Here is a 25,325-nt window from a genome sequence, read left to right as displayed (position 1 = left end):
CGCGTAAGGGTTCGTGCCGACAGGCGCATCGCACCGATCCGGTTTCCGTCGCCGCTGGCGTTCACACCTCTCGGACCCTGTCGACCGTGAGCGCGGCAGCCACCTGGTGGCGGCGAGCGAGTCCCAGCTTTCGGAGTACGTGTGCGACGTGCCCCTCGACGGTTCTGACGGACAGGACCAGGCGGTCCGCTATCTCCTTGTTCGTGAGCCCCTCCGCGACGCACTGTGCAATGTCCCTCTCGCGAGGGGAGAGCCCGGCAGCCGGGTACGATGACGGCCCGTGGCTATCGGGTAGCTCCTCGTCCAGGGCGAACGCGATGAGTTCGGCCATCGACAACGTAGAGCCGCGACGATGGGATGCGGAGTAGACCGAGCTGCCGAGGGCAGTCCTCGCGCGCGATTCGTATACCTCTCGTCGTTGGACCCAGTGCCGGGATCCGTATAGTTGCATGCCGAACGAATCCCACATCGACGATGCTGCGCCGAGAAGTACGGCGGCACGTTCGCCGGACCCTGCCGCTGCCTCCGCCCAGGCGAGAAGGTCCGTGACCAGTGTGGCTCCGACCGTGTCGTCGAAGGCGCGATTGAGTGCGAGGGCCTCGATCGCATGGGTGATCGCCTCGTCGTAACGGCCGCGAACGAGCGCTACCAACCCCAGCCCGTACACGGCATAGGACAACATCCATTTCTCTCCCGCGGCCGACGCGCGGGCGTGAACGAATGCGAAGTGTTCGGCAGCGCGCTCGTCCTCTCCGCTCGAGCTGTACAGCATTCCCATTTCGATGTGGGCGGTCCACATGAGATCGGTAATGCCGGGGAGGCGCTCGTACAGTGCCAACGCGTCCGACAGGTGGCGTTCGCCGCCCTCGAAATCGCCGCCGAGGTAGGTGTTGAGGCCTTGCGTCTGCAAGGCGAAGGCAAGCGTCGCGTCGTCGCCGATTTCGCGTGCGCGTCGTGCCGCTGTGTCGAGTGTTCGGACTGCCTCGGCCCTGTCGCCCTGCATTGTCTGCAGCACGCCCAGAGTGGCGTAGAGCTGCGGTACGACGTCCCCGGTCAGATCGGCGAGCGCAAGGAACTCGGTTACCCACATCCGGTGTTCACGGACCGAAAACGCCGACGACCACAGGAACCACGTCGCGACGACGCCGGATGCAAGGTGCAGCGTCTCGTGACCGCGGTCGGTCAGCGCAGTCTGCAGTGCCGACCGCAGGTTGGCGCGGTTCTCCCGAAGCCGGGTGCTCGCACCCTCCTGCTCGGCCCCTGTCCATGACCGGCGGGCGGCGTGTACCAGCTCAGCGCACCAACGCAGGTGTTCCACCCGCAATTCAGCCTTCTCGTCGTCGGACAGTTTGCCGGCGCCGAAGTGCCGGATCGTTTCGAGCATCTTGAATCGAACACGACCTTCGCTGGTTGTGCGTTGTAACACCGACTTGCCGATCAGACCGGTGATCGTATCCAGAATGCTCGCGGCGTCGACAGGAACACCAGCACAGATGCTCTCGGCCATGGCGAGATCGAATCCTTCGGAGAAAATGGACAATCTGGCCCAGAGTACCTGCTCCTGAGTGGTGCAGAGGTCGTAGCTCCACTCGACCGTCGCATGCAGGCTTCGATGTCTGCTCGGCCCGCCACGGTTGCCCGTCGTCAACAATGCCAGCCGGTCGTCGAGGCGTTCTGCGAGGTCTTCTACGGACAGCGCGGTCAAGCGCGCACACGCCAATTCGATGGCCAACGGCATACCGTCCAATTGCGTGCACACCCGGCGTGCAGCGTCCCGGCTCGAATTGGTGATGGTGAATCCGGACAGTGCGGCCGATGCGCGGTTCTCGAACAACTCGATGGCGGCTCCCGGCCTGTCCGGGTCGCGGTGGTCCGAGGTGGACAGCGGCTCGAGGACGTGCACGTACTCATCCGGGATCGACAGCACTTCGCGACTGGTGGCCAGGATCTTCACGTGTTCGGTGTGTCGCAAGATCAGCGAGATCAGCTCTGCGCACGCGCCGACGAGATGCTCGCAATTGTCCAGCACCAGCAGCAGGTGCTTGGAGCGGACCGATTCGAGGAGCGATTCGGTGGCACTGCGGTCCGGTGTGTCGCGCTCGTCGAACCCGAGCGTGTCCAAGATGGTTTGGGGGAGTAACGATTCGCTTCGAAGGGCGGCGAGCTCCACGAAGCGGATTCCATCGGAAAATGCGCGTCGGTATGCGGTTGCGGCCTCTGCTGCGAGTCGGGTCTTTCCGATACCGCCTGGGCCGGCGACGGTGACGAGGCGACTGTCGCCTAGCAGTACCCGGATCTTGTGGAGTTCTTCGACGCGGCCGACGAAACTTGTCGAAAAGAGTGGGATATCGGCTGCACTGGCAATGCGGGTGTTCGACGTGCGCGTGCCAGTCGTTCGTGGCGAACGCTCCTCCTTGACTCGGCGGACCGCGGCCGCCAAAGTATTTCGCGATCCGCTCCATTCGAGCTCCCGATGCAATTGGGCCACCGTGACGTCCGGGTCGGCATCGAGCGCCGCCGCGATCCGCGGTCGCAGGGCGTCAGCTGACGAACCTGACCGCGGCCGGTGGTCCCGGGGCGGTGCCTCGAAGTCCAGGGCGCGGCGCACTGTGTTGCGCGATACCTTCAAGCGCGTCGCGATCCCTGAGATCGATTCACCGGCTTGCCGAAGCTCGACTATCTCGCGCCACTCGTCAGCGTTCACGGTGTCCTCTCTGTTGCACGCGACCATCTGTGATCGGTGTCACTGGTCGATCATGTCTGTCCCGGTCCGCGTGGTCAAGATCCGACAACACACGCATTGACAGATCTTGATCAGTTCACGACCGACCGTGTTTTCGTCCTGACCTGCATGGAGTTTGTCGATCTGCGACAGGGTGGCGATCCGAGTGCAACTACGGTTTCGCCAACGACCCCAGGGGGTGAACAGTGATCCAGGGCACAGCGGAATGAAACGGAGCACCCATGAGCACCCCGGAACAGAACATCGACTTGGCCAACAACTTCGCAAAGGTTTTCTCTACGGGCGACGTGGAGCGGATTCTCGACACTCTCCATCCGGAGGCGACCTACTGGGTATCGGGAGGGATCGACGGGATGTCGGGGAGCTACGACAGGGAAGGCCTCGGAGCGTTGCTCGGCGGCGTCACGTCCGTGTACGAGAACGGAGCTCTCGAGGTCACCCCCAACTCGGCAATCGCGCAAGGCGACAGGGTGGCTGTCGAGGCGACGTCGTACGCGAAGTTGAAGAACGGCAGGGTCTATCAAAACCAGTACCACTTCCTGTTCGAGATCCGTGACGGAAAGATCCTGTCCGTCAAGGAGTACATGGATACCAAGCACGCATACGACATCTTCTTTGCCTGACAGAGGATTCCGTACCAGCAGTGGGCAAACGACCACAACTTCGTAGAAAGGCAGTTCACGATGGCAATGGAAACCGGACTCATCGTCCACCCGTACATGCGCCCCGAGCGGACCGCGCGCCAGACGTTCGATTGGTGCGTACAGCAAGCCGTCGAGGCCGACAAGATCGGCTTCGACTCGATCATGTTCTCCGAGCACGCATCACAGCGTTGGGAGAATATCCCCAACCCAGAGTTGATCATCGCAGCAGCCGCACGCCAGACCGAGCGGATCAAGTTTGCGCCGATGGCTCACATCCTTCCCCACCATAATCCGGCGAAGCTCGCGATCATGGTCGGCTGGCTGTCGCAGATCCTCGAGGGCCGGTACTTCCTCGGCGTGGGTGCCGGCGCCTATCCTGACGCCTCGTACATTCATGGCATCAAGAACGGTGAAGACACGCAGTTCACCAACGAGATGGTCCGCGAGTCCCTCGACATCATGGAGAAAATCTGGAAGCGCGAGCCGTTCTTCTACGAGGGACGCTTTTGGAACGCGGGCTACCCGGAAGAGAAGCACGGCGACGAGGGCGACGACCAGCACAAGCTGGCCGACCTCAGTCCGTGGGGTGGTGCACCGGAGATCGCCGTGACCGGATTCAGCGCCAAGTCACCGTCGATGCAGTTTGCGGGCGAGCGTGGATTCCGACCGATGTCGATCTTCTCCGGTCTCGACGCCCTGAAGATGCACTGGGACATCTACTCCACCGCCGCGGAGGCCAATGGGCACGTCGCTGATCGCTCGCGTTACCACGTGTCCCAGACGGTATTCGTCGCCGACACGGACACAGAGGCGAAGCGGCTCGTGATGGAAGGGCCGATCGGGTACTGCTTCGAGCGCTACCTCATTCCGATCTGGTGGCGATTCGGCATGATGGACGGCTTCATCAAGGACGCCGGCGCGGACAGGGCCGACGTCGACCTCGAATGGGTTGTCGACAACGTGTTCTGTGTGGGCTCACCGGACACCGTCGTGGAGAAGATCAATACGTTGTTCGAGGCCAGTGGCGGATGGGGCACCCTGCAGATCGAATCCCACGACTACTCCGACGATCCGGCGCCCTGGTTCAATTCGCTGGCAATGATTCAGGAGGAAGTGGCTCCCAAGATTTCACTTCCTACAGCGGTGACGGCGTAGTGCGCGGTTCGAACGAAGCACAGAAATGACGTAGCGGTGATGAGGGCAAGTCGCCCTCATCACCGCTACGTCTCAGGGGAACGATGCTTCATCCATCGAACCCCGGTGCCCAGTGCACCGATGAATGTCCAGGGAAATAGAACCGAGTGTGACTGTCAGTTCACAGCGACCGTCTCGTGCGTGCCCTCCACATGCACGTTCGGGACGACCTCCGTCGCGAACAGGCGCAGTGACTCCACCCACGGTGCCGGATCATCCAGAGCGTCATGGGTGTTGACAGCCAGCTGACCGTACCGGAAACCTGCCAGCTCGAAGGTCTTCTCGATCTTGGCGATGACGGTTTCGGGGCTACCGCACAACCAGACATGATCGGCCAGATAGTCCAGGTCGACATCGTCGATGTCGACCTTCTTGTCTGCATCGTCGATGAAGCCCTGAAGAATCCGGTACTTCTGGTAGACCGGCATGAGGTACTTCTTCCACGCGTGGCCCAGGGCGCCGTTCTTGGCCTGCTCCTTCGCTTCCTCGTCGGTCTTCGCAACGTACACGTCGCGGGCGATCTTGAAGTTTGCACCCTGCGGCGTTCCACCGATGGATCGGACCGCCTCGGAGTACGTATCCCACTGCGACTTCAGTAGTGCAGAACCGCCGTAGAAGGAGATGGGGGTCCATCCGCGTTCGCCGGCGAGTCGATGCGACGGGGAGTTCTTGCTCAGACCAGTGACAGCAATCTCGAGACCGTCTGCGCCGCCGTGCGGCGAGTGATCTGCGGTCAGATGGTATTCCTCGCCCTCCTTGACCTTGAACTCACCATGCGATGCGACGCTGCCGGGATCGATCTGGCTGTCGAGGCGGGCGGCCTTGTAGTACTTGCCTTCGAAGTTGAAGGGTTCCTGGCGCCACACCTTGTCCATCACCTCGAGCCCCTCCATCAATCGAGGGTGCGCTTCGGACAGGTCGCCGGGCTGACCACGCAGTACCGCCTCGTTCTCCCAGGACCCAGCCCCAACTCCGAGGAAGTAGCGGTCCTCGAGCAGTTGAGAGGTGTACCCGACCTGGATCGCGAGTGTCGACGGGTTGTGGAGAGGCACGATGTGCGCCATCGGCGCAAATCGCATCCGCTCGGTGATCTGCGCGGCCGCGACGATCAGCAGTTCAGGGTTGGGGATATTCTCCCACGCCTGCATGCCGTGCTCGCCGACCATGAAGTCGCGATAGCCGAACTTGTCGGCGGCCGCAGCAAGGAGCAGCGAGTACTCGAACGTCTCCTTGTCCCTGCGCCCGGGGCGCATGTACGGAGTGTGAAAAATTCCGCATTCCATCTTCGATCTTCCAATCTGTTGTCGTCGTCGAGGTATAGATTTCGGTCGTGTTGACAGTGCCGTGCATTCCGGTCGGATCGCTCTCTGGAATGAGCCTCCAGTCGTTCGGTCGCTCGTTGCGGGATTGCATCATTCATGCGAATCCGTATGTGTTCGTGTCGGCCCGATCTGTGACGGGCGTGAAGGCATCGCGCCGGGCTCGGTGCTATCGGCGACTCAGCACGGCTGTGTCCTTGGTGCGCACAAGCCGATCACCGCACATCCAGAATAATGGTGATCGCAATCACTGTCAACTGCCACGTTGACGTTGATTTTTGTGCTCGAGCAGTAGAAGTGCTATGCATCGCGCCCTGCAACCCCGGTTAGAGCTAGTGGCGAAAATGTCTTTGTAACAGAAGTATTCGATTCGGCGTGCAAAACGGGCGAGTCCGGCGTCGTGTCATCAGACAGCGCTCATCAAGGTTCGGGTTCGTACCACGTCGGCCGAGAGTGCCGCGATCAGTTCTTCCTTCGATGCGAAGGCTGCCTGCCCACGCATCCAATGCTCCAGCTGCACAGTGATCGTGAGGCCGTAGAGGTCGTCCGAGAAGTCGAGCAGGTGAGCTTCGAGGAGTCTTGCCCCCGACCGCCCGTAGAAGGTGGGTCGCCGGCCGATCGAAATGGCGGCGGTGAAATCCGAGCCGTCCGGCAGAAAGCACCGACCGGCCCACACTCCGTCTGCAATCGAGTTGGAATCCTCTAGCTGGAGGTTTGCAGTCCGGAATCCAAGCTCCCGGCCGCGCTGATCGCCACGCACAACCGTCCCGACGACGTGGGTGGACTGCACGTCGTTCTCCGCCATGGCTTGCGAGCTGGGTAGGGGGCTGTCGGACGAGACGGGACCGAATGGCCCACTACTTATACTCATGCCGAAATGCCACATCATCGTCCGAGCCTCTGGTGAGAAGTTGAGCAGAATCGGCGAGCGATATCCGCATTCCCGCACGACCTCGACTAGGTCTGCATTGACGTCGGCCGACCCCACTGCACCGTTGCTGTGGCGCGCCACAACCACTGTGCCGTAGCCATTGTCGGCTATCGTGGCCAAGGCGGCGGTGGCGATGTCAGGTGTCAGGTGCGGCGCTGGGTCGACCTCGCTTTCCAAACACACGACGGGCACGCCGAGACGCGAGGCGGAGTCGAGAGAGTATGCGACATATTCGGAGTCGGTGACGTCGCTGCGATATCCGACGCAACGGACCTGTCCGAATGTCGACGACCGCATGAGCGTGAACTGTGTGTGGAGATGCGATTCGGCCATTCGCCGGTAGGTGACTACGTCCTCGATCGAGACGACACCCAGTCCGTGGGCGGCGGCGAACCGCTGTGCCTCCTCGGTGCTGGAGATGCGGGTGGGATCGTCCTCGGAGACCAGGGCAGTGACGGTCCCGGCCTGACGGAGACCTGCCACGCTGACCAGGTCGACTGCGGCTTCCGCAGCAGCTCGACGCGCCAGGACCCCGGCAGGATCCGTACGCACCGGCAGCACGTGTCCTGGCCGGGTGAATGCATCAGCGACGCTGGACCCGTCCGACAGCATGCGTAGCGTTCGGGCCCTGTCTGCGGCCGATATGCCGGTGCCCGGCCCGACGGCATCGACGCTCACGGTGTACTCGATGCCGGAATGGTCACGATCCTCGCCAACCATCCTGGTGAGCTGAAGACGGTCGCATTCGATAGCGGGAAGCGCAGCGCAAACCAGACCGGAGCCGAACCTCACCAGGAATGCTGTCGACTCGACAGTTGACTTCTCCGCCGCGAGGAGAATGTGGGCGTCATCTGCCGGATTCGCGCCTGTCAACACAACAGGTCGTCCTGCGCTGAGATCGGACACGGCGCGTTGTACCCGAGTGGTCGGACAGTCCATCGTCGGCCTCGATTCTTCCAGGTGATTGCCAAAGCACTGTGACGAGCGTCGCAAAGATGCTCGCCGCTGTCAACATCAACGTGGACATTGAAATGTTTCCGCGGATCGCCGCACTTCGGCCGTACGGGAGATGTGCCCGGTGCCGTACCCGAGTGAGTGCAGCCTGGTGGCACGGACGATCCGAAGTGGGGAAGTGAAGGGGCGTGTGTCGATGTCCAAGTACGACACCGGCAGGGGGTGCGTCGCCCTGTGCGAGCCATCTTTGGATGGCGTTGGTGAAATCAGTGCCTTGCGGACTACTCGGTGGTCCGCGGCCTCACGTCGCGTCGGGGGCGGTCGGCGAGGCTGCCTGGACGTGGTCGTGAGTGGCGTCTGCATACGTTGACGAAGGTGCCTAGGTGCACCGGCGACAGGCTTCGGCTGTGTAAGGCCGCTCGGGCCGCTCTACCCCCTGATGATCAGTGCATTTCCCTGGCCACTGCCACCGCACAGCGCTGCAGCGCCGACGCCACCGCCGCGACGCTTCAACGAGTGTGCAAGCGACAGTGCGAGCCGTGCGCCGGACATGCCGACAGGGTGTCCGAGTGCAATGGCTCCGCCGTGGATGTTGACTTTGTCGGCGTCGATGCCCAGTTGACGTATCGACGCAAGGGCGACGCCGGCGAAGGCCTCGTTGATCCCGCGACGTCGAGATCGCTCACCTTCAGGCCGCCGTCCTTCTCAACAGCCTTCGCGATCGCACTGGCGGGCTGGTAGAGCAGCGACGTGTCCGGACCGGCGACAAACGCCGACGCCCCGAGCTCGGCCAACCATTCGAGGCCGAGTCCTTCGGCCGTCGCCTTGCTCATCAGAACCACCGCGGCCGCGCCATCGGACAGCTGCGACGCGGATCCGGCGGTGATGGTGCCGTCGTTGAGAAATGCGGGCTGGAGTTTGCCCAGACTCTCCGTGGTAGTGCCACTGCGGATGCCCTCGTCGGCAGATATCGTCGTAGTGCCACGGCGGGACTTGATCTCCACTGGAACGATCTCGTCGTCGAATGTGCCATCCTCGGTCGCCGCAACAGCCAGCTCGTGCGAGCGCGCAGCGAAGGCATCCTGGTCCGCGCGATCCAGGTCGGTGCACTGGACGTAGCGGTCGGTCGCCGCGCCCATGGGTACTTCGTCGAACGCACAGATCAAGGCATCGCGGTCAAGTGCGGCTTCGAGAGATGCTGCACCGTAACGTAATCCGACGCGTGCTCCACGCACGATGTAGGGAGCGCTGGTCATCGACTCCATACCACCTGCGACGACGATATCGGCGTCACCGGACTTGATGAGCCGGTCTGCGTCGATGATTGCCTGCAGCCGGACAGGCACAGGTGTTGACGGTTACCGCTGGGGTGGTGAGTGGAATGGACGCCGCTGCCGCTGCCTGGCGTGCAGGGTTAGGCCCGACGCCTGCCTGGACGACATTGTCCATGATGACTGCATCCACCGCGCTCGTGTCGACCCCTGCCCTCGCGAGGGCGCCACGGATGGCGTGCGCTCCGAGTTCGGCGGCACTGAGCGAGGCAAACGCCCCGGCCAGCTTTCCGATGGGAGTACGGGCTCCGGTTACAGGACCGCGATCAGGCGCGCGTCCGTTACGCCTTGCTCCAGGCGGCGCAACCCCTCGGGAATGTCGTCGAACGCGATTTGCTCGGTGTTGGGCCGAACCGATCCTTCCGCGACAAGTGCGAGGATCGCGCGCGCTTCCTCCTTCGTTCCATTGGACGCGCCTACGATGCGGACTTCTTTCATCGTGATGTTGGGAATGGACACCGATGATGTCGCCACCCCCAGGCCCACCTCGACGATGCGGCCACTGTGTCGAATGGCATCAACCGCGGAACTCAGCGTTCCGTCGGAGCCCGCGAAGTCGATGATCAAGTCCAATTGCTCGGACTCGAAATCGCGGATGTCCTTCGAACACGCCTTCGCGCCCAGTTCGCGCGCGAGTGGCCACCGTGACTCGTTCAGCTCGGAGACGAACACGATGGCCCCTGCCGCTAGCGCAATCTGGACCCCGAAGTAGCCGAGACCGCCGAAGCCGATGATGCCGACTTTCATCCCGGATTGGACCTGCCCAGCGGTATGTACTGCTCGGTACGCAGTCCGTCCGGAGCAGGTCGCCGGCGCGGCATCGCGGAATGAGAGCCCGTCGGGCAGTTTGACCGGGAGATGGGCAGGCACCTTGACTTTCTGTGCGTACCCACCATTCAGCGCGGTTCCCGGCCCATCGGTAGTGGCAGGCACTCCGACGCGGTCACCTTTCGCGAACTCGGTGACGTCAGGTCCGACTGCAGACACGGTTCCAACGATCTCGTGTCCGAGGATGATGGGTACGTGCCCCAACAGGTCCGTGATGGTCCCGTCCATGAATCCGATGTCCGAGTGGCATAGACCGACGGCCCCGGTATCGATGATGATGTCGGCGGGTCCGGGCTCGGGGTCAGCCAAGTCGACCTTGTGGAGTGGCTCGTCTATCGCTGTGAATTGCCATGCCTTCATCTGATCAGAAGCCTGTCGATGTCGATGTGTGCGAGGACTTCACCACTGCAGTGGCAAACTGACAACAGCGCCGACGATTCCGGATCGGTGTTCGATCTTCTCTCCGGGAACGATCTCGAAATCCGGAATACGGGCGAGCCACTCCTTCAGTGTCGTCGTGATCTCCTTCCGGGCAAGGTAGGAGCCCGCACAGTGATGCACTCCGTGGCCGAAAGTGAAGTGTTCTGGATCCTTTCGACGTAGGTCAACGTCCATGGGGCATCCAGTCACTTGCGGATCCAGTCCGAAGAGCATCGTCGGCACGGCGACCATGTCACCGTCGAGGAGGGTAGCTCCGTCCATCTCGCTGTCGCCGTTGATAATTCGAGCGTCGGCAACCAATCCGTATCGACGCAGCAACTCCTCGGCCGCGTTGTCGATGAGTTCCGGATTGTCGACGAGCGTCTGTCGATCGGAGGGGTTCTCGGCAAGATGTTGCATCATGAAACTGAGAAAATTGACGACAGTGTCCAGTCCGGCGAGCAAAAGCAGACCGCAGATTCGCAGGCATTCGTCCTGGGTCAGCGGACGTCCCTCTACGGTGCTCGTGACAACCGCACTGATCGCGTCCGGACCGGGATTCTCGCGTCGCTCGTCGATAACGGGCCCAAGGTAGTCGAAGAAGAGGTTCGTTGCCTCGGTCATCGTCATCGTACCGTCGGGTCGCGTCATCTGGTCCGCGATGTATTTCAAGCGAGCAGAATCCGAGCTCGGCAGGTCAACCAGACGCAAGAACACCTCGACCGGGAAGATCTCGGCGAACGCCTTCGTGAAGTCACACTTGCCTTCGGCGACGATCGACTCGATCAGGCCAGCCGCGATGCCTTCGATTTCACCCTCGATTCGGCGGATCGATCCCGGGCCAACGGCGGCGTTGAGTACTTTCCGGTACGGCCGGTGCTCGGGCGGGTCGAGAGAGGTGGGTATGAAACTGTACTGCTCGCCCGCTTCTTTCGGCAAGAAAGGGCACTTGCTCGAGAAGGTCTCGTGGTTCTCGAATACTTCCTTGATGAGGTTGCCGCGCACCGCTATCCAGTGTCCACCGTTGCGCGGCGTCCATACCAGGCCGTGCCCGTTGACCTGCAACCCGGCCCACGCGGCCTGAAGGCCGTTGCTGATGTCACCCGGCGCGAACATGTCGAAATCGACCACTCGCTCTGGGGGTACGTTGCTGGGAAGGTTTTGGGTCTCGGTGCTTGTCGTCATGGCATGTCCTTCTGGTTGGTGTGAGCGATTTTGGTAGTCACCACTGTTCGGGTGCGACACGAACGACGAGTGAGGCCAAGTCGTCGCGCATGACCACCTGGCAACCGAGGCGGCTGTTGGGTAGGACTTCAGACGCAGCGTCACTGAGCATTTCGTCCTCGTTGACGGTCTTGGGGGGCAGCTTTTCGAGGTGACTCTCCACGTATACATGGCAGGTGGCGCACGATGCGCTGCCCCCGCAATCGCCGACGATCGATTCGATGCCATGTGAGACAGCGGCTTTCATGATCGAGGTTCCTACCGGTACCTCGACCTCTTCCCGTTCCCCGTCGGGGCAGATATAGGTGACGTTTGGCATGGTTGTCCTTTCGTAGCGCTTCGAATGATTGATCGCTCAGGCGTGAATCGTCTCCACAATTCGGCGTTTACCCGACTGGAACGCGGCAGCATGGTTGATGGCATCTACCGCGATCAGTCGACCGTCTCTGAGGTACTCGACTGCGAAGGAGGTGCCCTCTGAGTCGTCGATGACTCGCGTCTCGTCATATCCGGTGGAGAGTCCAACGATCTTCAGGCTGTGTTCATACTGATTCGACCAAAACCATGGAACCTGCCAGGGTTTCGGATCTCCGCCGGTCAACGTGATTGCGGCGCGGCGAGCATGTTCCACAGCATTGGCGACCGATTCGATTCTCACGCGGCGGTCGTAGAATCCACTGTGGAAGTCCGCACAGTCCCCTAGCGCGAGGATGTTCGGGTCGCTCGTGGTCATCGAATCGTCGACCACGATCCCGTTGCCGATCTCCAGACCAGCATCGTTGGCGAGTTCGATATTGGGCTCCAACCCAACTCCTACCACCAGATTGTCGACATGGTATTCAGACCCGTCGGACGTGACGACACGATCTACTCCCCCGTCGGTGCCGAACGACAGGCTCTCGATGGTCGTGGAGGTCAGGATCTCCACGCCTCGTTTGGCATGTTCCCGTTCGAAGAACTGCGAGACCACCGGCGCGGTCACCCTCGCGAGAACGCGGGTCGCGGCTTCGAGCAGGATCACTCTCTGGCCGGCTTTCACTGCGGCTGCGGCGACTTCCAGTCCGATGTAGCCGGCGCCCACGATCATCAAGACGCGTCCCGATTGAAAGCAGGAACGCAGTCGCACGCAGTCGTCGAGGGTGCGCAGCTCGTGGACGTTGCTGGGCCGTGTTTCGAGTCGGGCAATGAGCGGGAGCTCGCGGGCGCGGCCTCCGACCGCCAGGACCAGACGATCGTAGGAGAGGGACTGATTCGCATTCATGCTCAAGGTTCGAGCAGTCGCGTCAATGCCGTCGACGCGACTTCCCAAGCGAAGGTCGACGTTCTTCTTGGCATAAAGTGATGCGCCTTTCAACGGATCAGGGTCAGCGAAGACGGCGTCCATCTTCAAGAGATCCTTCGACAGCGGCGGCCGGTGGTACGGCGCGTAAGCCTCCTCGCTGAGGACAATGATTTCACCTGTCCAGCCTGCGCTTCGGGAGGCGAAGGCTACCTCGGCCCCGGCGGTGCCACCGCCCACGACGACAAGTCGCCCTTCCACGGCGGTCGGATTTTCGCTGGTCACAAGTCACACTCCATCTCGATGGCGGTTTCTCGGGCATCCTCGGCCCACCCGTTCAGCGCGTTGAAGGCGAACGGAGCCTGTGTTTCGCCGCAGCCACCGCGTGCGAGTAGAAGTTGTTCCGACATTGGAGACTTTCTCCTTCATTCGCGGGCGGCCAACGAGGTGCTTGTCACGAGCGCTGGTTGCCGTTCAGTCTCAGTGATGTCGTAGTAGTGCTTGTTCGCTTGGCCGATCTGGGCGGCACCGGCTACCTCATGCTGTTGGCGGTGGGGCCGTCAACAGTGGAGGCCGGGAGTGCCGGTGTCCTCGGTGGTCTGTATTCGGGAACGGATTCGGTCGAGGGCAGTTCCCGAGTCGATGTCGCTCTATTTGGCTATTCCCAACCTAGGCGTGCAGGCTGTCGATTGCATCGGGCGCTCGGTACACAGATAGCTCGGGCTTTTAGTCTGTGCGCCCAATCACAGTCTCTAGGCAAAGTGGGATGCGTCATATCGTGTGGCGAGGTGTCGTGTCTGGCGTGTCCTCAGCCTGGACAGCGATGTGCCCCGTCGATTGATGCCCAAGCTCATTCTTGCGTTAGTACTGCCGACCCAAGCCAAAATGCCAGTTCCAGTGCATTTTCGAGGTCCAGCCTGTGATCCCGTACGGAGTACCCGAGCTGGTCTTCGATCTTCTTGAGCCGGTAGACGACAGAGTTCTTGTGCATGTGCAGCGCGTCAGCGGTAGCGGCGTAACTGCCGCCCGTTCGTAGAAACTCTCGTAGTGTCGCGCGCAGCTGAGCGGCGGCGGTGTCGTCGACTCCGAGAGTGCCCAGGACGTCGGCCACCCAGGTCCGGGTTGCGCTCAGGTCGTTGCACATCAACGTCACTGCTCCCAGGTCGCTGGCGAACACGATTCTTGGACCGGACGATTCCGACGCCTGCACGACGTTTCTGGCGAGATCGGCTTCGTTGTGAGTACGCACGAACCCCTCGACGCCTTCGCGCGGCTGCCCGATTGCGACGATGACAGGACTGTCCCAACGGCGCTTGACGGCGCTCAGACGTTCACTGTCGACGTTCTCAGAGTCGCCCAGCGGTACCCACGCGCGTGCCATGTGCTCATCTCGTGCCTCGAACAGAGGAGGTGCACTTGTGCCAAGTTGGCATGCAAGAGCAGTTGCGGCCGATTCGAGATGCGCTAACCCCACTTCGGGGCTCTGGACACGGTCGGTCCACGCGATGACGCCGAGATGGAATTGGCCGAAGTGGTATCCCAATAACTTCTCGGTCGGTTCGACCTCGACAGGGCGATTCGCAAGAATATCGTTGATTCGTGCTGATCTGGAGGCGCTTCGACGCGATCGCCAAGCGTCTCGCTCGAATTCGTAGGTGGACAACAATTGTTGGGCGATCAGGTTAACGTGGGCGGACACCAGGGTTGTGATCTCGAGCGCGGCGCCAGCGGTGACCGTTGCGCTTTCGCTGCGAAGGGCCAGCTCCTGCAAACACCAACGAACGACGCTGTCTTGGTACAGCCGGTATGCATGCTCGAGAGCTGTAATCGGGATGTCACGCTGCGCGAGCAATCGAGCTAACTCGGTGGCGGGCCCCGCCGGCCCAACCTGCTCGATTTCAATATCGTGCCGCAAGATCTTCATTGTGATGGCGAAGTTGTGGGCTGCACCGGCATTCAACTGGTCGAGGATCGGTTGATCGGCGGCGAAATATTCGATCTCACTGATCAGACGCGCGACGATAGCCCCAGTAATCTCGGTGAGGCGGGCGTCGGCAATGGCCGTGATCGCTGAGACTACCTCTCTCACTTGCGAATCAGCATGGTCCAGTCGGCTGCCTTCGACCCGGTCAGGCAATTTCGCCACCCTTGGTCTGCCGTTCCGATTCGGATTCTGTGCGTTCGGAGGTCAATCGCGCGAGTGGTCGATACTGGCCTCCATTCATCGCAGAGTGTGGGCGAGCGGCGTGCAGAGTGCGCGTTCTCGATCGAGCCGGCGAGATGTCTAGCTCGTACGGCTTTGCGATGGTGTTGCAACAAGCTGTCGGCCTTGCCCCGTACTGCGCGATGCGTTCGGGCGTGTTTCTGCTGAGCTCCGCTTGTACGGAAACCGGCATTCCGACCATCGCCTGCGATTCTGGAATCGACAATCTCCTCCTCTTCTGACGTGACGGGCGCCACAGGTGATCACTGTAGGCTTTTCGGGTCGGTACCGTCAACGTCAGGGTTGATTCGGGCTGTGGTCGGCATGCATTCGACGTCACCCGGGGGGTCGCCACAAAGGCTAACGCAGCTTGGAGGTCATTGAAGCCTGCGGCAGTACCTTCGGTGCAGGTCAACGGGCAAGAAGTGGTCGGTCCCCGTCGGCGGCATCGACTGCCTGCACGGGGCGTGGTGGGCTATCCGGTCGGGTCTGCGAGAGCCGTCAGGGCTCCGCGCGCGAGACCATCTGGATACGAAGATTCTCATCCGCGAGGCGGCGCAAGATCCGGAGGGCGCACGCGCATGTTTTACGGTCGTGATGCTTGACTGTCCACATGGTAACGGTGTGCAGTCGAGCCCGCTCCCGGGTAGTAGGTCTCTGTGCGTTCGTCCTAAGCGTCGGGGTTCAACGCGCCCTCGAAGAAGAGGCTGCAGAAGGCATCGATGGTCTGTTTGGCATTGACCTTGCGCGGTCCCGGCTTCAACCATCGATGGGTCCAGTTGATCATCCCGAACAACGCCTTTGCCATCAGCGGAGTGGGGATGTCAGCACGGAAGGTTCCCTCGGCGACAAGGTCGTCGAGCAAGTCGGAGACGATCTTCTCGAATCGCCTGGTCTTCCGGAGCATGTCCTTGGCCCAAGGCGTCGACTGGAACTCGAGCTTCGCCATGTCTTCCTGGATGTACAGGTAGACGTACGGGTAGTTGTTCTCGTATGACATCAGCTGGAGTTCGACCAGGCGGCGGAGTTTCTCGGCGGGGGATAGATCGAGTGCCAGCACGGCCTCCGCAGCCTTGATGTTCTCGTCGAGGACGCCGCTGACCACATCGTGGAAGAGGGCCTGAAAGAGCTCTTTCTTGCTAGCGAAGTAGTAGTAGATCGACGCGCGGTCGGTGCCGAACCGTTCCGCGATGTCGTTCAACGTCGCGGCTTCGTAGCCCTTCTCCTGGAACACGATGGCGGCGTCCTGCAACAGCTCGCGGCGTTTTGCCTGGTAGTTGGGACTACTTTCGTTCTGCGCGCTACGCCGGCGCCGACTCATCCCGCTGCTGGTAGTCACTGTGGTTCTGGGCACCTACGGAATGGTACGCGTTTCCCGCCCGAACTGCTATCAACGTTGACGTCAATCAACTTCAACGTTGACAGATCTCGCTCCGTCGCATAACGTCGGTGCAACCACCGCTTTGGCAGCTATAGCTCCACACTAGTTCCATGAGTGAGGGTCCATGACGTACAACGGCGATTGGTGCGAGGTGGCACCCGTCGGAGATCTCTTGGTCCGCGGTGCCCACCGTCATCCCGATCAGGACCTCATCGTCTTTCCCGGTAACCGCTACACCTACGAAGAGGTCCTCGACGGTGCCACCCGTGTTGCCAGGGGCCTGCTCGCGCTCGGCGTGGAGCTCGGTGACCACGTCGGACTCCTCGCCCCGAATGGCATCGAATTCGTGGAGGGCTTCTTCGGCGCCGCCTTGATCGGTAGTGTCGTGGTTCCGCTCAACGCCCGGCACAAGGCAGCCGAGCTCGCGTACATCATCGAAGATGCCGATCTCAAAGTGCTTCTCACGCTGGCAGGGACCGATGAGTACGTCGACTTCGTGGACCTGATTGATGAGGCTATCCCGTCTTTGTCGGGGGCGGCGTCCACGTCACGGCTCGCGCTCCCCGAGGCCCCAATGTTGCGGGGCGCCGTGCTCATGCGGGGAGAGGGCGAGGCCGGCTTCATCGGGCGATCGGAGTTCGACCACCTGGCCGGCCGTCGGACCTGCGATGACGTGCATCAACAGCGACTGCGTGTGCGCGTCCGTGACACTGCGGCGATCCTTTATACATCCGGGACGACAGCACACCCCAAAGGCTGCATGCTCTCGCACGAGGCGTTGACTCGCGGTCCGGTCGATCGTGCCGCGAAGCGGCTGACGACCGATGGGCGTCATATCAGCTGGGCTGCTGGACCGCTCTTCCATATAGCAGCTCTCGCACCATTGCTGGGAGCCATTGGGGCGGGTGGTACGTACCTGACCGACACCTACTTCGAGCCCGGGCGCGCACTCGAGCTGATCGCACAGGAACGCCCCACGACCGCCTGGCCGTGGTTCCCTGCCTCGATTCAAGCTCTGATGGATCATCCGGCGTTCGATACCGGGGTTTTCGCCTCCTTGCGCTATCTGTTTCTGATCGGGCCGCGCGTTCTCATCGAGCAGGTGCAGCGGATGTTTCCTGCCGCCGAGTTGGTGGCAGCGTGCGGGATGACGGAAACCGCGGGTATCTACGCGCTGAGTGAGCGGTCGGAGACCGTCGCCGACCGATCTGGAGCGCAGGGAAAGCCGGCGCCGGGGATCGAGGTACGCATCATCGACCCTGATACCGGCGCCGAGCAGCCCATCGACGTGCCCGGGGAGATCCTGGTGCGTGGCTACTGTGTCACCGACGGCTACTACAAGGATCCGGTCAAGACCGCCGAGGCACTCGACGCAGGCCGATGGCTCCACACCGGCGACCTGTACAGCCGCAGGGAGTCCGGCTGTCTGGTCTTCCACGGACGGCTCAAGGACATGCTCAAAGTAGGTGGAGAGAACGTCGCCGCCATCGAGATCGAAGCGTTTCTCTGTGAGCATCCTGCCGTGAAAACCGCCGCTGTCATCGGACGCCCCGATGAGCGGCTCGACGAGGTTCCAGTGGCATTTGTCGAGATCCGAGCAGGTCACACCCTCCGAGCGGAAGACCTGATCGAGTTCTGTCGGGGGAGGATCAGCAATTTCAAGATTCCCCGTGCTGTGTACTTCCTTCGCCCCCATGAATGGCCGATGTCCGCAACCAAGATCAATAAGCGTCAACTGCAGGTCCGACTTGCGGAACTGACAACCGAAATGGACGCCCTGTAAGGGGACTTGCATCAAACTCCAGCTCGAGCTGGTGATCACCCATACCGTCCGCCGTCAACTCTGCGGTGCCGTGGAGGACGAGCGCTTTGCCCGTCGTGATGGAGGAACTCATCTTTCCGGCTACTGACACGATGCACGAGCACTGCTATCTTTCGGACCGGCTTCGCAACTACAGACTCCCGTCGACCTCGGTTTCCTTGACGAAGGGCAGCGTGGTGCGCTGCTCGCGGTGTTTTGCTCACCCCTGTAGTCGTACCGCACACACACTCCGGATCGCTGCGCGCGTTTTCTCGGACGTGATGGATCGGTCCGCATCGAGTATCCGTGCGAGCCTGTTGAAGTAGGTCGGTGCGTCCATACCGAACTCCTCGAAAATCAGTCTGCTCGAGCCTCCGCCGAAAGGATGCCAGCGCAGCGCGAATTCCAGCATTTGGCGTTCGAAACGGTCATTGGCGTCTGCGAGCACGTGCGATCTCCGATTCTTCGCGATGCGTTCCGTATTCGAGCAATGTCTACTCGGGAGCGGCGTTTTCATTTGGCGCGGTAGAGGATTGATGGCTAGGCGAGCGAGCGGCTCGAGTCAGTGCTCGGACATTGCGCACATCACTGTCGAGCGCCGCGATCAGCTCTTCTTTCGACGTGAAGGTGGCCTGGCCGCGGATCCAGTGGTCCAGCTGCACGGTGATCTCACGACCGTAAAGGTCTTCCTGGAAGTCGAGTAGGTGCGCCTCCAGTAGTCGTGGTCCCACGCGCCCATAGAACGTAGATCGTCGCCCGATCGACACGGCCGACGCCACAGATCGTCCGTCGGGGAGTGCACAACGACCAGCCCACACTCCGTCGACGAGTCCCGTGTAGATGTCGTCGTCGTCGACCACCAGATTGGCCGTCGGAAAGCCCAACTCGCGGCCTCGCTGATCACCGTGTGCGACCACGCCGCGTACGGAATGGATCGACGTCGAGGTCGATCCAATTGGCGATGTCGTTGTAGGAACCGCCGCAGGATCGCCGGCCGGATCCAGCACGGCAGCGATCCCGAGATCGCACAGAGCGACGTGGAGATCTGCCGGTGATGCGAGCAGGCGGGGCGCAGTAATGCCCAATTCGCGAAGGATCTGCGCGATATCCGCATTTCTGCCGACTCGCTTGCAGCTACGCTCGTCTGGCGTGAGCGTGAAGGAGTCAATGTCGTTCATGTTCCGCTCGACAACAACTGCGCCGCCACCGTGGCCGGCAACGAACGCGAACATGTCTTGCAGACCCTGGTCGACGGGGGATGCGTGGGGCGCGTAGTTGGACTCTCGGTGTACATGCACCAGAGGGGTGTCGATGGTGTGCGGTTCTCCGATTCGGTAGGCGACATAGTCGGAACCGGTGGCATCACTGTGGAAGCCAGACGTGCGGAGATCGCCGTACGGTCCGGCCTGGGTCACCGTGAAGGTGGTACGAACATGCAGTTCAACGGCTCGACGATAGAGAATGAGATCGTCGGCGGTCACCCAGTTCAGTCGGTGAGCCTTGGCAAACTGACGGCACTCGTGTGCGCGCGCATTCTGGGTGGGGTCCTTCTCCGAGACCAACGCCGCGAATGCGCCCACCTGTCGAAGTCCTGCCGCCCGACTGAGATCGGTGATCACTTCGGCTGGGCCCGAATAGGCGAGTACACCATCTTCGTCTACGCAATGCGGAACTATATGGCCTGGTCTGGTGAATTGGCGGGCTGTACTCGCGGGGCTGGCCAGCTGCCGAAGAGTGTGCGCTCGATCTGATGCCGAGATTCCGGTGCCGACGCCATCGATTGCGTCGACCGCCACCGTATACCAGCCACCGGATTGCTGACGGTCCGTTCCCGCCATGGGTGGGAGGTCGAGACGGGTGCATTCTCGCCGTGTGACGGCGGCGCAGATGAAGCCGGAGCTGTGCTGGACGAGGAACGCGACGGAAGCCGGCGATGCCTTCTCCGCAGCAAGAAGGAGATATCCATCGGGGTCACCGGTCGGGCCGGGCGCTAGCACGATTGGCCTGCCGGCAGCGAGGTCCGAAAGGCTCTGTTGGACCCGCGTCATCGAAACAGTCATATCGGTGGATCTCCATTCAGTTGCTGCCAGCGGTAGAAGGAAAGGTCGGAGACTGTGTCACTGCCGAAGCAATGCGCGGATTCCTTCTGTGACAAGGATCGCAACTTTTCAGGATTGAGTCAACATCAACGTAGATGTTTAGATTGGGCTCGCGGGTTGGGAGTCCGAGCTGCCATTTACAGGAGGGTGCGTGCTCGTCGAAATGGCTGGGCGATCGCTGAGGAGTCGGTGATTGCATTGACATCTCGTCGTCGCGGGCCTGGCCTATTGCCTAGGACGGCGCGAAAGGTTGGTTGGCACGCTAACCTGACGCCCCGCCGACGAACTCGGCGGCTATCGTCTCATTGCCGCCGCCTCAACAGGCCCCCGCGTAGTAGGTAGTAGGGGCGAACCGCACAGGCGGTGCGCTTCAGCATGAGGCGGCCCAACGGAGGTCGCCGGAAACAGAAGGATGCGAACTGTGGAAATTCAGGGAACCGCCGCACTGGTCACCGGAGCGGCCTCGGGCCTCGGTGCCGCCACCGCCAAGCGTCTCGCCGACGCCGGAGCCACCGTGTTCGGACTGGACCTGCAGCAGTCCATCGAACGGGCAGGCGACACCGTCCCCGACGGCGTCACCCTGATCGCCACCGACGTCACCAGCGGCGACGAGGTCCAGGCCGCGATCGAGAAGATCGTCGAGTCGGGTCTGCCGCTGCGCATCGTCGTCAACTGCGCCGGCGTCGGCTGGGCCGGCCGCATTCTGTCGAAGAAGGGCCCGCACGACCTCGAACTGTTCCGCACCGTCATCACCGTCAACCTGCTCGGCACGTTCAACGTCCTGCGCCTCGCCGCCGACGCCATCTCCAAGACCGACACCGTCGACGAGTCCGGGCAGCGCGGCGTCGTCGTCAACACCGCGTCCGTCGCCGCATTCGAAGGGCAGATCGGCCAGATCGCCTACTCCGCATCCAAGGGCGGCGTACACGGCATGACCGTCCCCGCCGCCCGCGACCTCGCCCAGTTCGGCATCCGCGTCAACACCATCGCCCCCGGCATCATCGACACCCCCATGCTCGCCGGCGTCACCGACGAATACCGCAAGGGCCTCGAAGCCGGCGTGCCGTTCCCCTCCCGCCTCGGACAGCCCGCCGAGTACGCACAACTCGTCCAGATGATCGTCGAACACGACTACCTCAACGGTGAGACCTTCCGTATGGACGGCGCCCTGCGCATGGCACCGCGGTAATGTGAACGTCGCTGTCTGGCCGTGGGGTTCGGATCATCGTTCAGTGCTGTGAAGGTGGAGGGGCTTGGCCGTCGAAACGTTCGTTGCAACGGATTTATCCTCCGTTGCAACTGGATTCGTCTGTCCGCGCGACTCCGACCGAGATCCGGCGGCACATCTGTGAACTGGACGGGCTCATGGGGAGACTTACCCCAACTGGCTCACGCCATTCCCCCCGTGCGGGTTGTATCTGAGGGCGGCCAGGCAGGATGTTTCACCGCCCGCCGACACCGACGGGCGCTACAGCTCTTCAGATGACTGCCCTAGTCGCGAGGACGCACCCACTGCGCAGGCGTCAACGGTGACGTAGACAGAAATGCCGCACGAGATGCAGTCTCGTCAGAGTTGTCCGCCAGGCTGGCGGCGGGTCTCAATCATGCTCGTCCTGAGCATGCTCTACAACCCATGCCGCGATCTGAGCTCTCGAGGTAAAACCGAGTTTGGTGAGGATGTTTTCCACGTGGCCTTGCGCGGTTCGCTGGGATATTACGAGTTCATTGGCGATGGCCTTGTTGGTCAGGCCTTTGGAGACCAGGTCGGCGACTTGACGCTCACGTTTTGTCAAGCTTGTCGTGTGATCGCTGCGCGGCGACGCAGGCGGGGTGTGTTCGCCCAGGGCAAAGACCACGGCCTCTTCGAAGTTCATTGTCGCCCCCTCCCGATTGGCCGCATCAATCGCATGTTCGCCGAGTACCTGGCGGATCTGCTGCTCGCAGTGTTCATGGTGGGGAAGCAGGTTGTGGAACAGCACCGAGGAGCTGCCTACGGACCTGCCCAGAGCCTGGGCCGCGGCCAGCAGGACGGCTGCACGCTGTGCGTTGCCCTCGCCGACGGCGATCCACGCCTGCGCCTCCAGTGCCACTGCGGCAGTGAGGGGTTCGTCCAACAGTCTGGTTAGACGTAGGCATTGCTTCAGTAGCCGGCCCGAACGATCACGATCACCCTGCTGGAATACGGCGACCCCCATCGCCCACAGTGCATACGACCGAAACACTGATTCGCTGTGAGTCTCGGTGGTATCGAGCACTTGCTCGTGGCAGTCGATGGCACGAGAAGCGTCTCCCTGCAATTCGTAGGCCACACCGAGCATCAAGAGAATCCACACCTGATCTGACAGGTTACTTCGGGCGCCGAAAACCTCGAGGGCTTCCTCCAGGCGGGCGCATGCACGGGGTATATCGCCGCTGTAGAGGGCCAGGAGTCCGTCGGCATGCGCGACCCGCGCGTGGACTACGGGGTCAGCCATTTGCTCGGCCAGGACGTACGCCTCGTCGACTCGCGCAGCTCCGGCGGAGATCTCGCCCTGCAGTTCGGCCAGGATGCTGTCGGCGTACAGCGCTTCGACTCGTGCGGCGGTCGGCTGCTGTGGCAGACAAGCAAGGGCACGGCTCAGCCAATGCCGCCCCTCGCTGAGAAGGCTGCGTGAGAGCCAAAATTGGAACAGCGAGGCGGCGATTCGTAGTCCTGCCGTGTCACTGCCTGGGTCGGATATCAGAAATTCCGACAAGGAGTACTCCATCGCGCCACGCAGATTCGCCTGTTCCCGCTCGAGGCGTCCGATCCACTCCCGTTGGCGGGGGCTGATCCACTCAGCCTCCGCCTGTAAAACCAAGTGCTGGTACCAATCCCGATGACGGCGGCGTAAATCGGGATGCTCCCCGGACTGCTCGGACTTCTCCCGGCCGTAGTCTCGCAAAGTCTCGAGCATCCGGAACCGCACCACCGCGCCTGCGTCTTCTCGGATCAGGATCGACTTGTCGACCAGCGAGGTCACCGCATCGAGCAGATCACCCGCGGCAAGATCCGTGGCGCAAACGTCCTCGGCCGCGTCGAGTTCGAAGCTGCCTGCGAACACCGACAATCGGGCCCACAGCTGCTGTTCCTGCGGCGTGCACAGGTCGTGACTCCAGTCGATGGACAGTCGTAGCGTCTGCTGGCGCGTTGGTGCACCGCGACTGCCGCGTGTGAGCAGCGTGTAGCGGTCGGTGAGCCGCGCGAGGATCTGCTCGGGCGACATCGCCCGTAATCGTGCCGCCGCCAACTCGATCGACAGGGGCAGGCCGTCTAATTGTTGGCAGATCAGGGACACCGCGCCGCGATTGTCCTCGGTGAGTTCGAACCCGGGTACCGCGGCCGAGGCCCGATCCACGAACAATGTCACCGCATCGTACTGGGGGAGCCCGCGCAGGGTCGGCGTTCGTTCGGACGCGGGGACCGCCAGCGGCGGCACGCGGAGCACCGCCTCGCCACCGAGGGCGAGGGCTTCGCGGCTGGTGGTCAGAACCCGCAGCTCCGGGCAGGTGTGTAGCAGCTTCTCGGTCAGGGCTGCGGCCGCATTCACTACGTGTTCGCAGTTGTCGAGAACGAGCAGCAGCTTCTGCGGTGTGAGGAATTCGGCCACGACGTCGTCGAGTGGGCGGGCGGAGCGATCCCGCACCCCGAGCGCGGCGGCCACCACACCCACGACCAACGACTCATCCTGCAACTCACCCAGCTCGACCCACCGCACCCCTTCGGCAAATCCTTTCCGGGCATCCGCGGCCACCCGGAGGGCGAGACGTGTCTTACCGACACCACCGATGCCGGTCAACGTCACCAGACGAGACGCCGACAGCAAGCTCTTTGCTTCGGCCAGCTCGCTGCGGCGACCGACGAAATTTGTGAGCGCGAGTGGCAGGTCTCCCACAGAGGCTCGTACGGCGGGCGACGGCGTGCGGTGAGCCGGCGTTGACGCCGCAGGTTGAAGCGCTGTACTCGCTGAGTCCAGATCGTGGCCCGCAGCGCCGGCGTCGCCGGACAAGGCCATCTCGTCGACAGGGAACCCATAGGCGTGTTGAATCTGGCGCAGTTCGTCACCGAATGCGGCGGCAGTAGCGGGACGGGTCGCCGGGTCTGCAGCCATCGCGCGCTCGATGACCTCGCACACATCGTCTGGGATGCCCTGCTCGCGTAGGTCCGGAACCGGCTGGGTCGTGATCCGCAAAAACTGGGCGACTACCTGCTCACCACTGCGGCGCTCGAACGCCGCATGTCCAGTGATGGCGCAGAACACAGTGGCGCCGAGGCTGTAGACGTCCGACGACCCGCTTGGAGGGTCTCCGCTGAGAACCTCGGGTGCGGTGAAGGCCGGCGAGCCGGTCACGGTGCCCGTGGCGGTCTGGAAGCCGCCGGAAACGTGGGCAATGCCAAAATCGGTCAGCGCCGGCTCGTCGAAATCGGTGAGCAGGATATTCGCAGGTTTCACGTCCCGGTGCAGGATTCCCTCCCGGTGCGCGGATTCCACCGCCGCCGCTATCTTCACCCCAACCCGAAGCGCGACCTCTAGCGGTAGCGGCCCATTGCGGCGAATCCGTGCCTCGAGGGAGTCCTTTGGGTGATATGGCATCACGATGTAGGGACGGCCGGTCCCCGTGACACCGACGTGCAGGGCCGTGACAATGTTTGGGTGACCCGTCAGGCGGCCCATTGCCCGTTGTTCACGGAAGAACCGGGCCCGATTCTCCTCGTCCAGGTCGGCTTCGAGGATCTTGACTGCCACGGTGCGGTCCAGCGACGGCTGCAGGCATCGGTAGACAACACCGAAGCCGCCACGTCCGATTTCGTGAGCGTCTTCGAACCCGGCCGCGATCAGCTCCTCAGTGACCGACCGAGTCACTGCTCTCTCCGTCGCAAAGGGATCATCAGCGGCCATAAGAGAGTCCTCTCACCGTCCACAACAGCGTCGAGCCCAGAACCCGATCGGTATC

17 protein-coding genes and 1 pseudogene are annotated in these 25,325 nt (G+C 62.2%); 5 read left to right on the top strand and 13 right to left on the bottom strand.

Translation table 11 applies throughout. From position 1 onward, the window contains the following. Window positions 1-61 precede the first annotated feature (61 nt). On the bottom strand, window positions 62-2,731 hold the full coding sequence (locus tag I1A62_RS22905; protein WP_219459994.1) for a LuxR C-terminal-related transcriptional regulator: 2,670 nt from the start codon (window positions 2,729-2,731) through the stop codon (window positions 62-64). 233 nt (window positions 2,732-2,964) lie between these two features. On the opposite strand from I1A62_RS22905, the gene I1A62_RS22900 reads away from it, so the two are divergent. Both I1A62_RS22900 and I1A62_RS22895 read left to right on the top strand, forming a co-directional pair. After that, window positions 2,965-3,366 (top strand): nuclear transport factor 2 family protein, encoded by a 402-nt coding sequence (locus tag I1A62_RS22900; RefSeq protein ID WP_124394102.1) that lies wholly within the window; start codon window positions 2,965-2,967, stop codon window positions 3,364-3,366. 60 nt (window positions 3,367-3,426) lie between these two features. Continuing rightward, on the top strand, window positions 3,427-4,542 hold the full coding sequence (locus I1A62_RS22895) for an LLM class flavin-dependent oxidoreductase (RefSeq protein WP_257890871.1): 1,116 nt from the start codon (window positions 3,427-3,429) through the stop codon (window positions 4,540-4,542). Between the two features lie 155 nt (window positions 4,543-4,697). On the opposite strand, the gene I1A62_RS22890 is transcribed toward I1A62_RS22895, so the two are convergent. The 8 genes and pseudogenes from I1A62_RS22890 to I1A62_RS22855 all read right to left on the bottom strand — a co-directional run bounded on the left by I1A62_RS22890 (window position 4,698) and on the right by I1A62_RS22855 (window position 15,004). Further along, window positions 4,698-5,864: an LLM class flavin-dependent oxidoreductase gene (locus tag I1A62_RS22890; protein WP_124394104.1), complete on the bottom strand. Its 1,167-nt coding sequence runs from the start codon at window positions 5,862-5,864 to the stop codon at window positions 4,698-4,700. Window positions 5,865-6,306: 442 nt separating this feature from the next. After that, complete coding sequence (locus I1A62_RS22885) at window positions 6,307-7,770, bottom strand: 3,4-dihydroxy-2-butanone-4-phosphate synthase (RefSeq protein ID WP_219459992.1); 1,464 nt, start codon at window positions 7,768-7,770, stop codon at window positions 6,307-6,309. Window positions 7,771-8,214: 444 nt separating this feature from the next. Next, window positions 8,215-9,351: pseudogene (locus I1A62_RS22880) on the bottom strand (acetyl-CoA C-acyltransferase). A 17-nt stretch (window positions 9,352-9,368) separates the two neighbouring features. Further along, a complete protein-coding gene (locus I1A62_RS22875; protein ID WP_124394106.1) occupies window positions 9,369-10,304 on the bottom strand; it encodes an alcohol dehydrogenase catalytic domain-containing protein in 936 nt (311 codons plus the stop codon). A gap of 39 nt (window positions 10,305-10,343) precedes the next feature. Beyond that, a complete protein-coding gene (locus tag I1A62_RS22870; protein ID WP_124394107.1) occupies window positions 10,344-11,549 on the bottom strand; it encodes a cytochrome P450 in 1,206 nt (401 codons plus the stop codon). Between the two features lie 37 nt (window positions 11,550-11,586). Beyond that, a complete protein-coding gene (locus I1A62_RS22865) occupies window positions 11,587-11,907 on the bottom strand; it encodes a 2Fe-2S iron-sulfur cluster-binding protein (RefSeq protein WP_124394108.1) in 321 nt (106 codons plus the stop codon). A 36-nt stretch (window positions 11,908-11,943) separates the two neighbouring features. Continuing rightward, window positions 11,944-13,152 (bottom strand): NAD(P)/FAD-dependent oxidoreductase, encoded by a 1,209-nt coding sequence (locus I1A62_RS22860; protein WP_124394109.1) that lies wholly within the window; start codon window positions 13,150-13,152, stop codon window positions 11,944-11,946. 565 nt (window positions 13,153-13,717) lie between these two features. After that, complete coding sequence (locus I1A62_RS22855; RefSeq protein ID WP_124394110.1) at window positions 13,718-15,004, bottom strand: CdaR family transcriptional regulator; 1,287 nt, start codon at window positions 15,002-15,004, stop codon at window positions 13,718-13,720. Between the two features lie 116 nt (window positions 15,005-15,120). Between I1A62_RS22855 and I1A62_RS22850 the strand changes: the two genes are divergently transcribed. After that, complete coding sequence (locus tag I1A62_RS22850) at window positions 15,121-15,312, top strand: hypothetical protein (RefSeq protein ID WP_124394111.1); 192 nt, start codon at window positions 15,121-15,123, stop codon at window positions 15,310-15,312. A 428-nt stretch (window positions 15,313-15,740) separates the two neighbouring features. Here the strand turns inward: I1A62_RS22850 and I1A62_RS22845 are convergent, their stop codons facing one another. Next, entirely contained in the window at window positions 15,741-16,424 is a 684-nt protein-coding gene (locus I1A62_RS22845; RefSeq protein ID WP_225858294.1) for a TetR/AcrR family transcriptional regulator, read from the bottom strand. 151 nt (window positions 16,425-16,575) lie between these two features. Here I1A62_RS22845 and I1A62_RS22840 point away from each other — a divergent pair, with 151 nt between their 5' ends. Next, window positions 16,576-18,234: a class I adenylate-forming enzyme family protein gene (locus tag I1A62_RS22840; protein ID WP_124394112.1), complete on the top strand. Its 1,659-nt coding sequence runs from the start codon at window positions 16,576-16,578 to the stop codon at window positions 18,232-18,234. Window positions 18,235-18,472: 238 nt separating this feature from the next. Here I1A62_RS22840 and I1A62_RS47265 read toward each other — a convergent pair whose 3' ends face one another. Then, complete coding sequence (locus I1A62_RS47265) at window positions 18,473-18,664, bottom strand: DUF3263 domain-containing protein (RefSeq protein WP_374710842.1); 192 nt, start codon at window positions 18,662-18,664, stop codon at window positions 18,473-18,475. An 82-nt stretch (window positions 18,665-18,746) separates the two neighbouring features. Next, window positions 18,747-20,300, bottom strand: coding sequence for a 3,4-dihydroxy-2-butanone-4-phosphate synthase (locus tag I1A62_RS22830; protein ID WP_257890960.1), 1,554 nt, complete (start codon window positions 20,298-20,300; stop codon window positions 18,747-18,749). Between the two features lie 472 nt (window positions 20,301-20,772). Between I1A62_RS22830 and I1A62_RS22825 the strand changes: the two genes are divergently transcribed. Next, window positions 20,773-21,540, top strand: coding sequence for an SDR family NAD(P)-dependent oxidoreductase (locus tag I1A62_RS22825; protein WP_219459986.1), 768 nt, complete (start codon window positions 20,773-20,775; stop codon window positions 21,538-21,540). 409 nt (window positions 21,541-21,949) lie between these two features. Here the strand turns inward: I1A62_RS22825 and I1A62_RS22820 are convergent, their stop codons facing one another. Beyond that, entirely contained in the window at window positions 21,950-25,270 is a 3,321-nt protein-coding gene (locus tag I1A62_RS22820) for a protein kinase (protein ID WP_219459983.1), read from the bottom strand. Window positions 25,271-25,325: the final 55 nt, after the last annotated feature.

The organism is Rhodococcus sp. USK10 (genome assembly GCF_019378875.1).
GTDB classification, from domain to species: domain Bacteria; phylum Actinomycetota; class Actinomycetes; order Mycobacteriales; family Mycobacteriaceae; genus Rhodococcus_F; species Rhodococcus_F pseudokoreensis.
Note: the sequence above shows the minus strand (reverse complement) of the source record. Positions and strands in the feature narration are given on the sequence as shown.

Bases quoted from the DNA above. Each gene is read 5' to 3' on its own strand.
- I1A62_RS22905 (WP_219459994.1), bottom strand. From the start codon at position 2,731: ATGGTCGCGTGCAACAGAGAGGACACCGTGAACGCTGACGAGTGGCGC.
- I1A62_RS22900 (WP_124394102.1), top strand. From the start codon at position 2,965: ATGAGCACCCCGGAACAGAACATCGACTTGGCCAACAACTTCGCAAAG.
- I1A62_RS22895 (WP_257890871.1), top strand. From the start codon at position 3,427: ATGGCAATGGAAACCGGACTCATCGTCCACCCGTACATGCGCCCCGAG.
- I1A62_RS22890 (WP_124394104.1), bottom strand. From the start codon at position 5,864: ATGGAATGCGGAATTTTTCACACTCCGTACATGCGCCCCGGGCGCAGG.
- I1A62_RS22885 (WP_219459992.1), bottom strand. From the start codon at position 7,770: ATGGACTGTCCGACCACTCGGGTACAACGCGCCGTGTCCGATCTCAGC.
- I1A62_RS22875 (WP_124394106.1), bottom strand. From the start codon at position 10,304: ATGAAGGCATGGCAATTCACAGCGATAGACGAGCCACTCCACAAGGTC.
- I1A62_RS22870 (WP_124394107.1), bottom strand. From the start codon at position 11,549: ATGACGACAAGCACCGAGACCCAAAACCTTCCCAGCAACGTACCCCCA.
- I1A62_RS22865 (WP_124394108.1), bottom strand. From the start codon at position 11,907: ATGCCAAACGTCACCTATATCTGCCCCGACGGGGAACGGGAAGAGGTC.
- I1A62_RS22840 (WP_124394112.1), top strand. From the start codon at position 16,576: ATGACGTACAACGGCGATTGGTGCGAGGTGGCACCCGTCGGAGATCTC.
- I1A62_RS47265 (WP_374710842.1), bottom strand. From the start codon at position 18,664: ATGCTGGAATTCGCGCTGCGCTGGCATCCTTTCGGCGGAGGCTCGAGC.
- I1A62_RS22830 (WP_257890960.1), bottom strand. From the start codon at position 20,300: ATGACGCGGGTCCAACAGAGCCTTTCGGACCTCGCTGCCGGCAGGCCA.
- I1A62_RS22820 (WP_219459983.1), bottom strand. From the start codon at position 25,270: ATGGCCGCTGATGATCCCTTTGCGACGGAGAGAGCAGTGACTCGGTCG.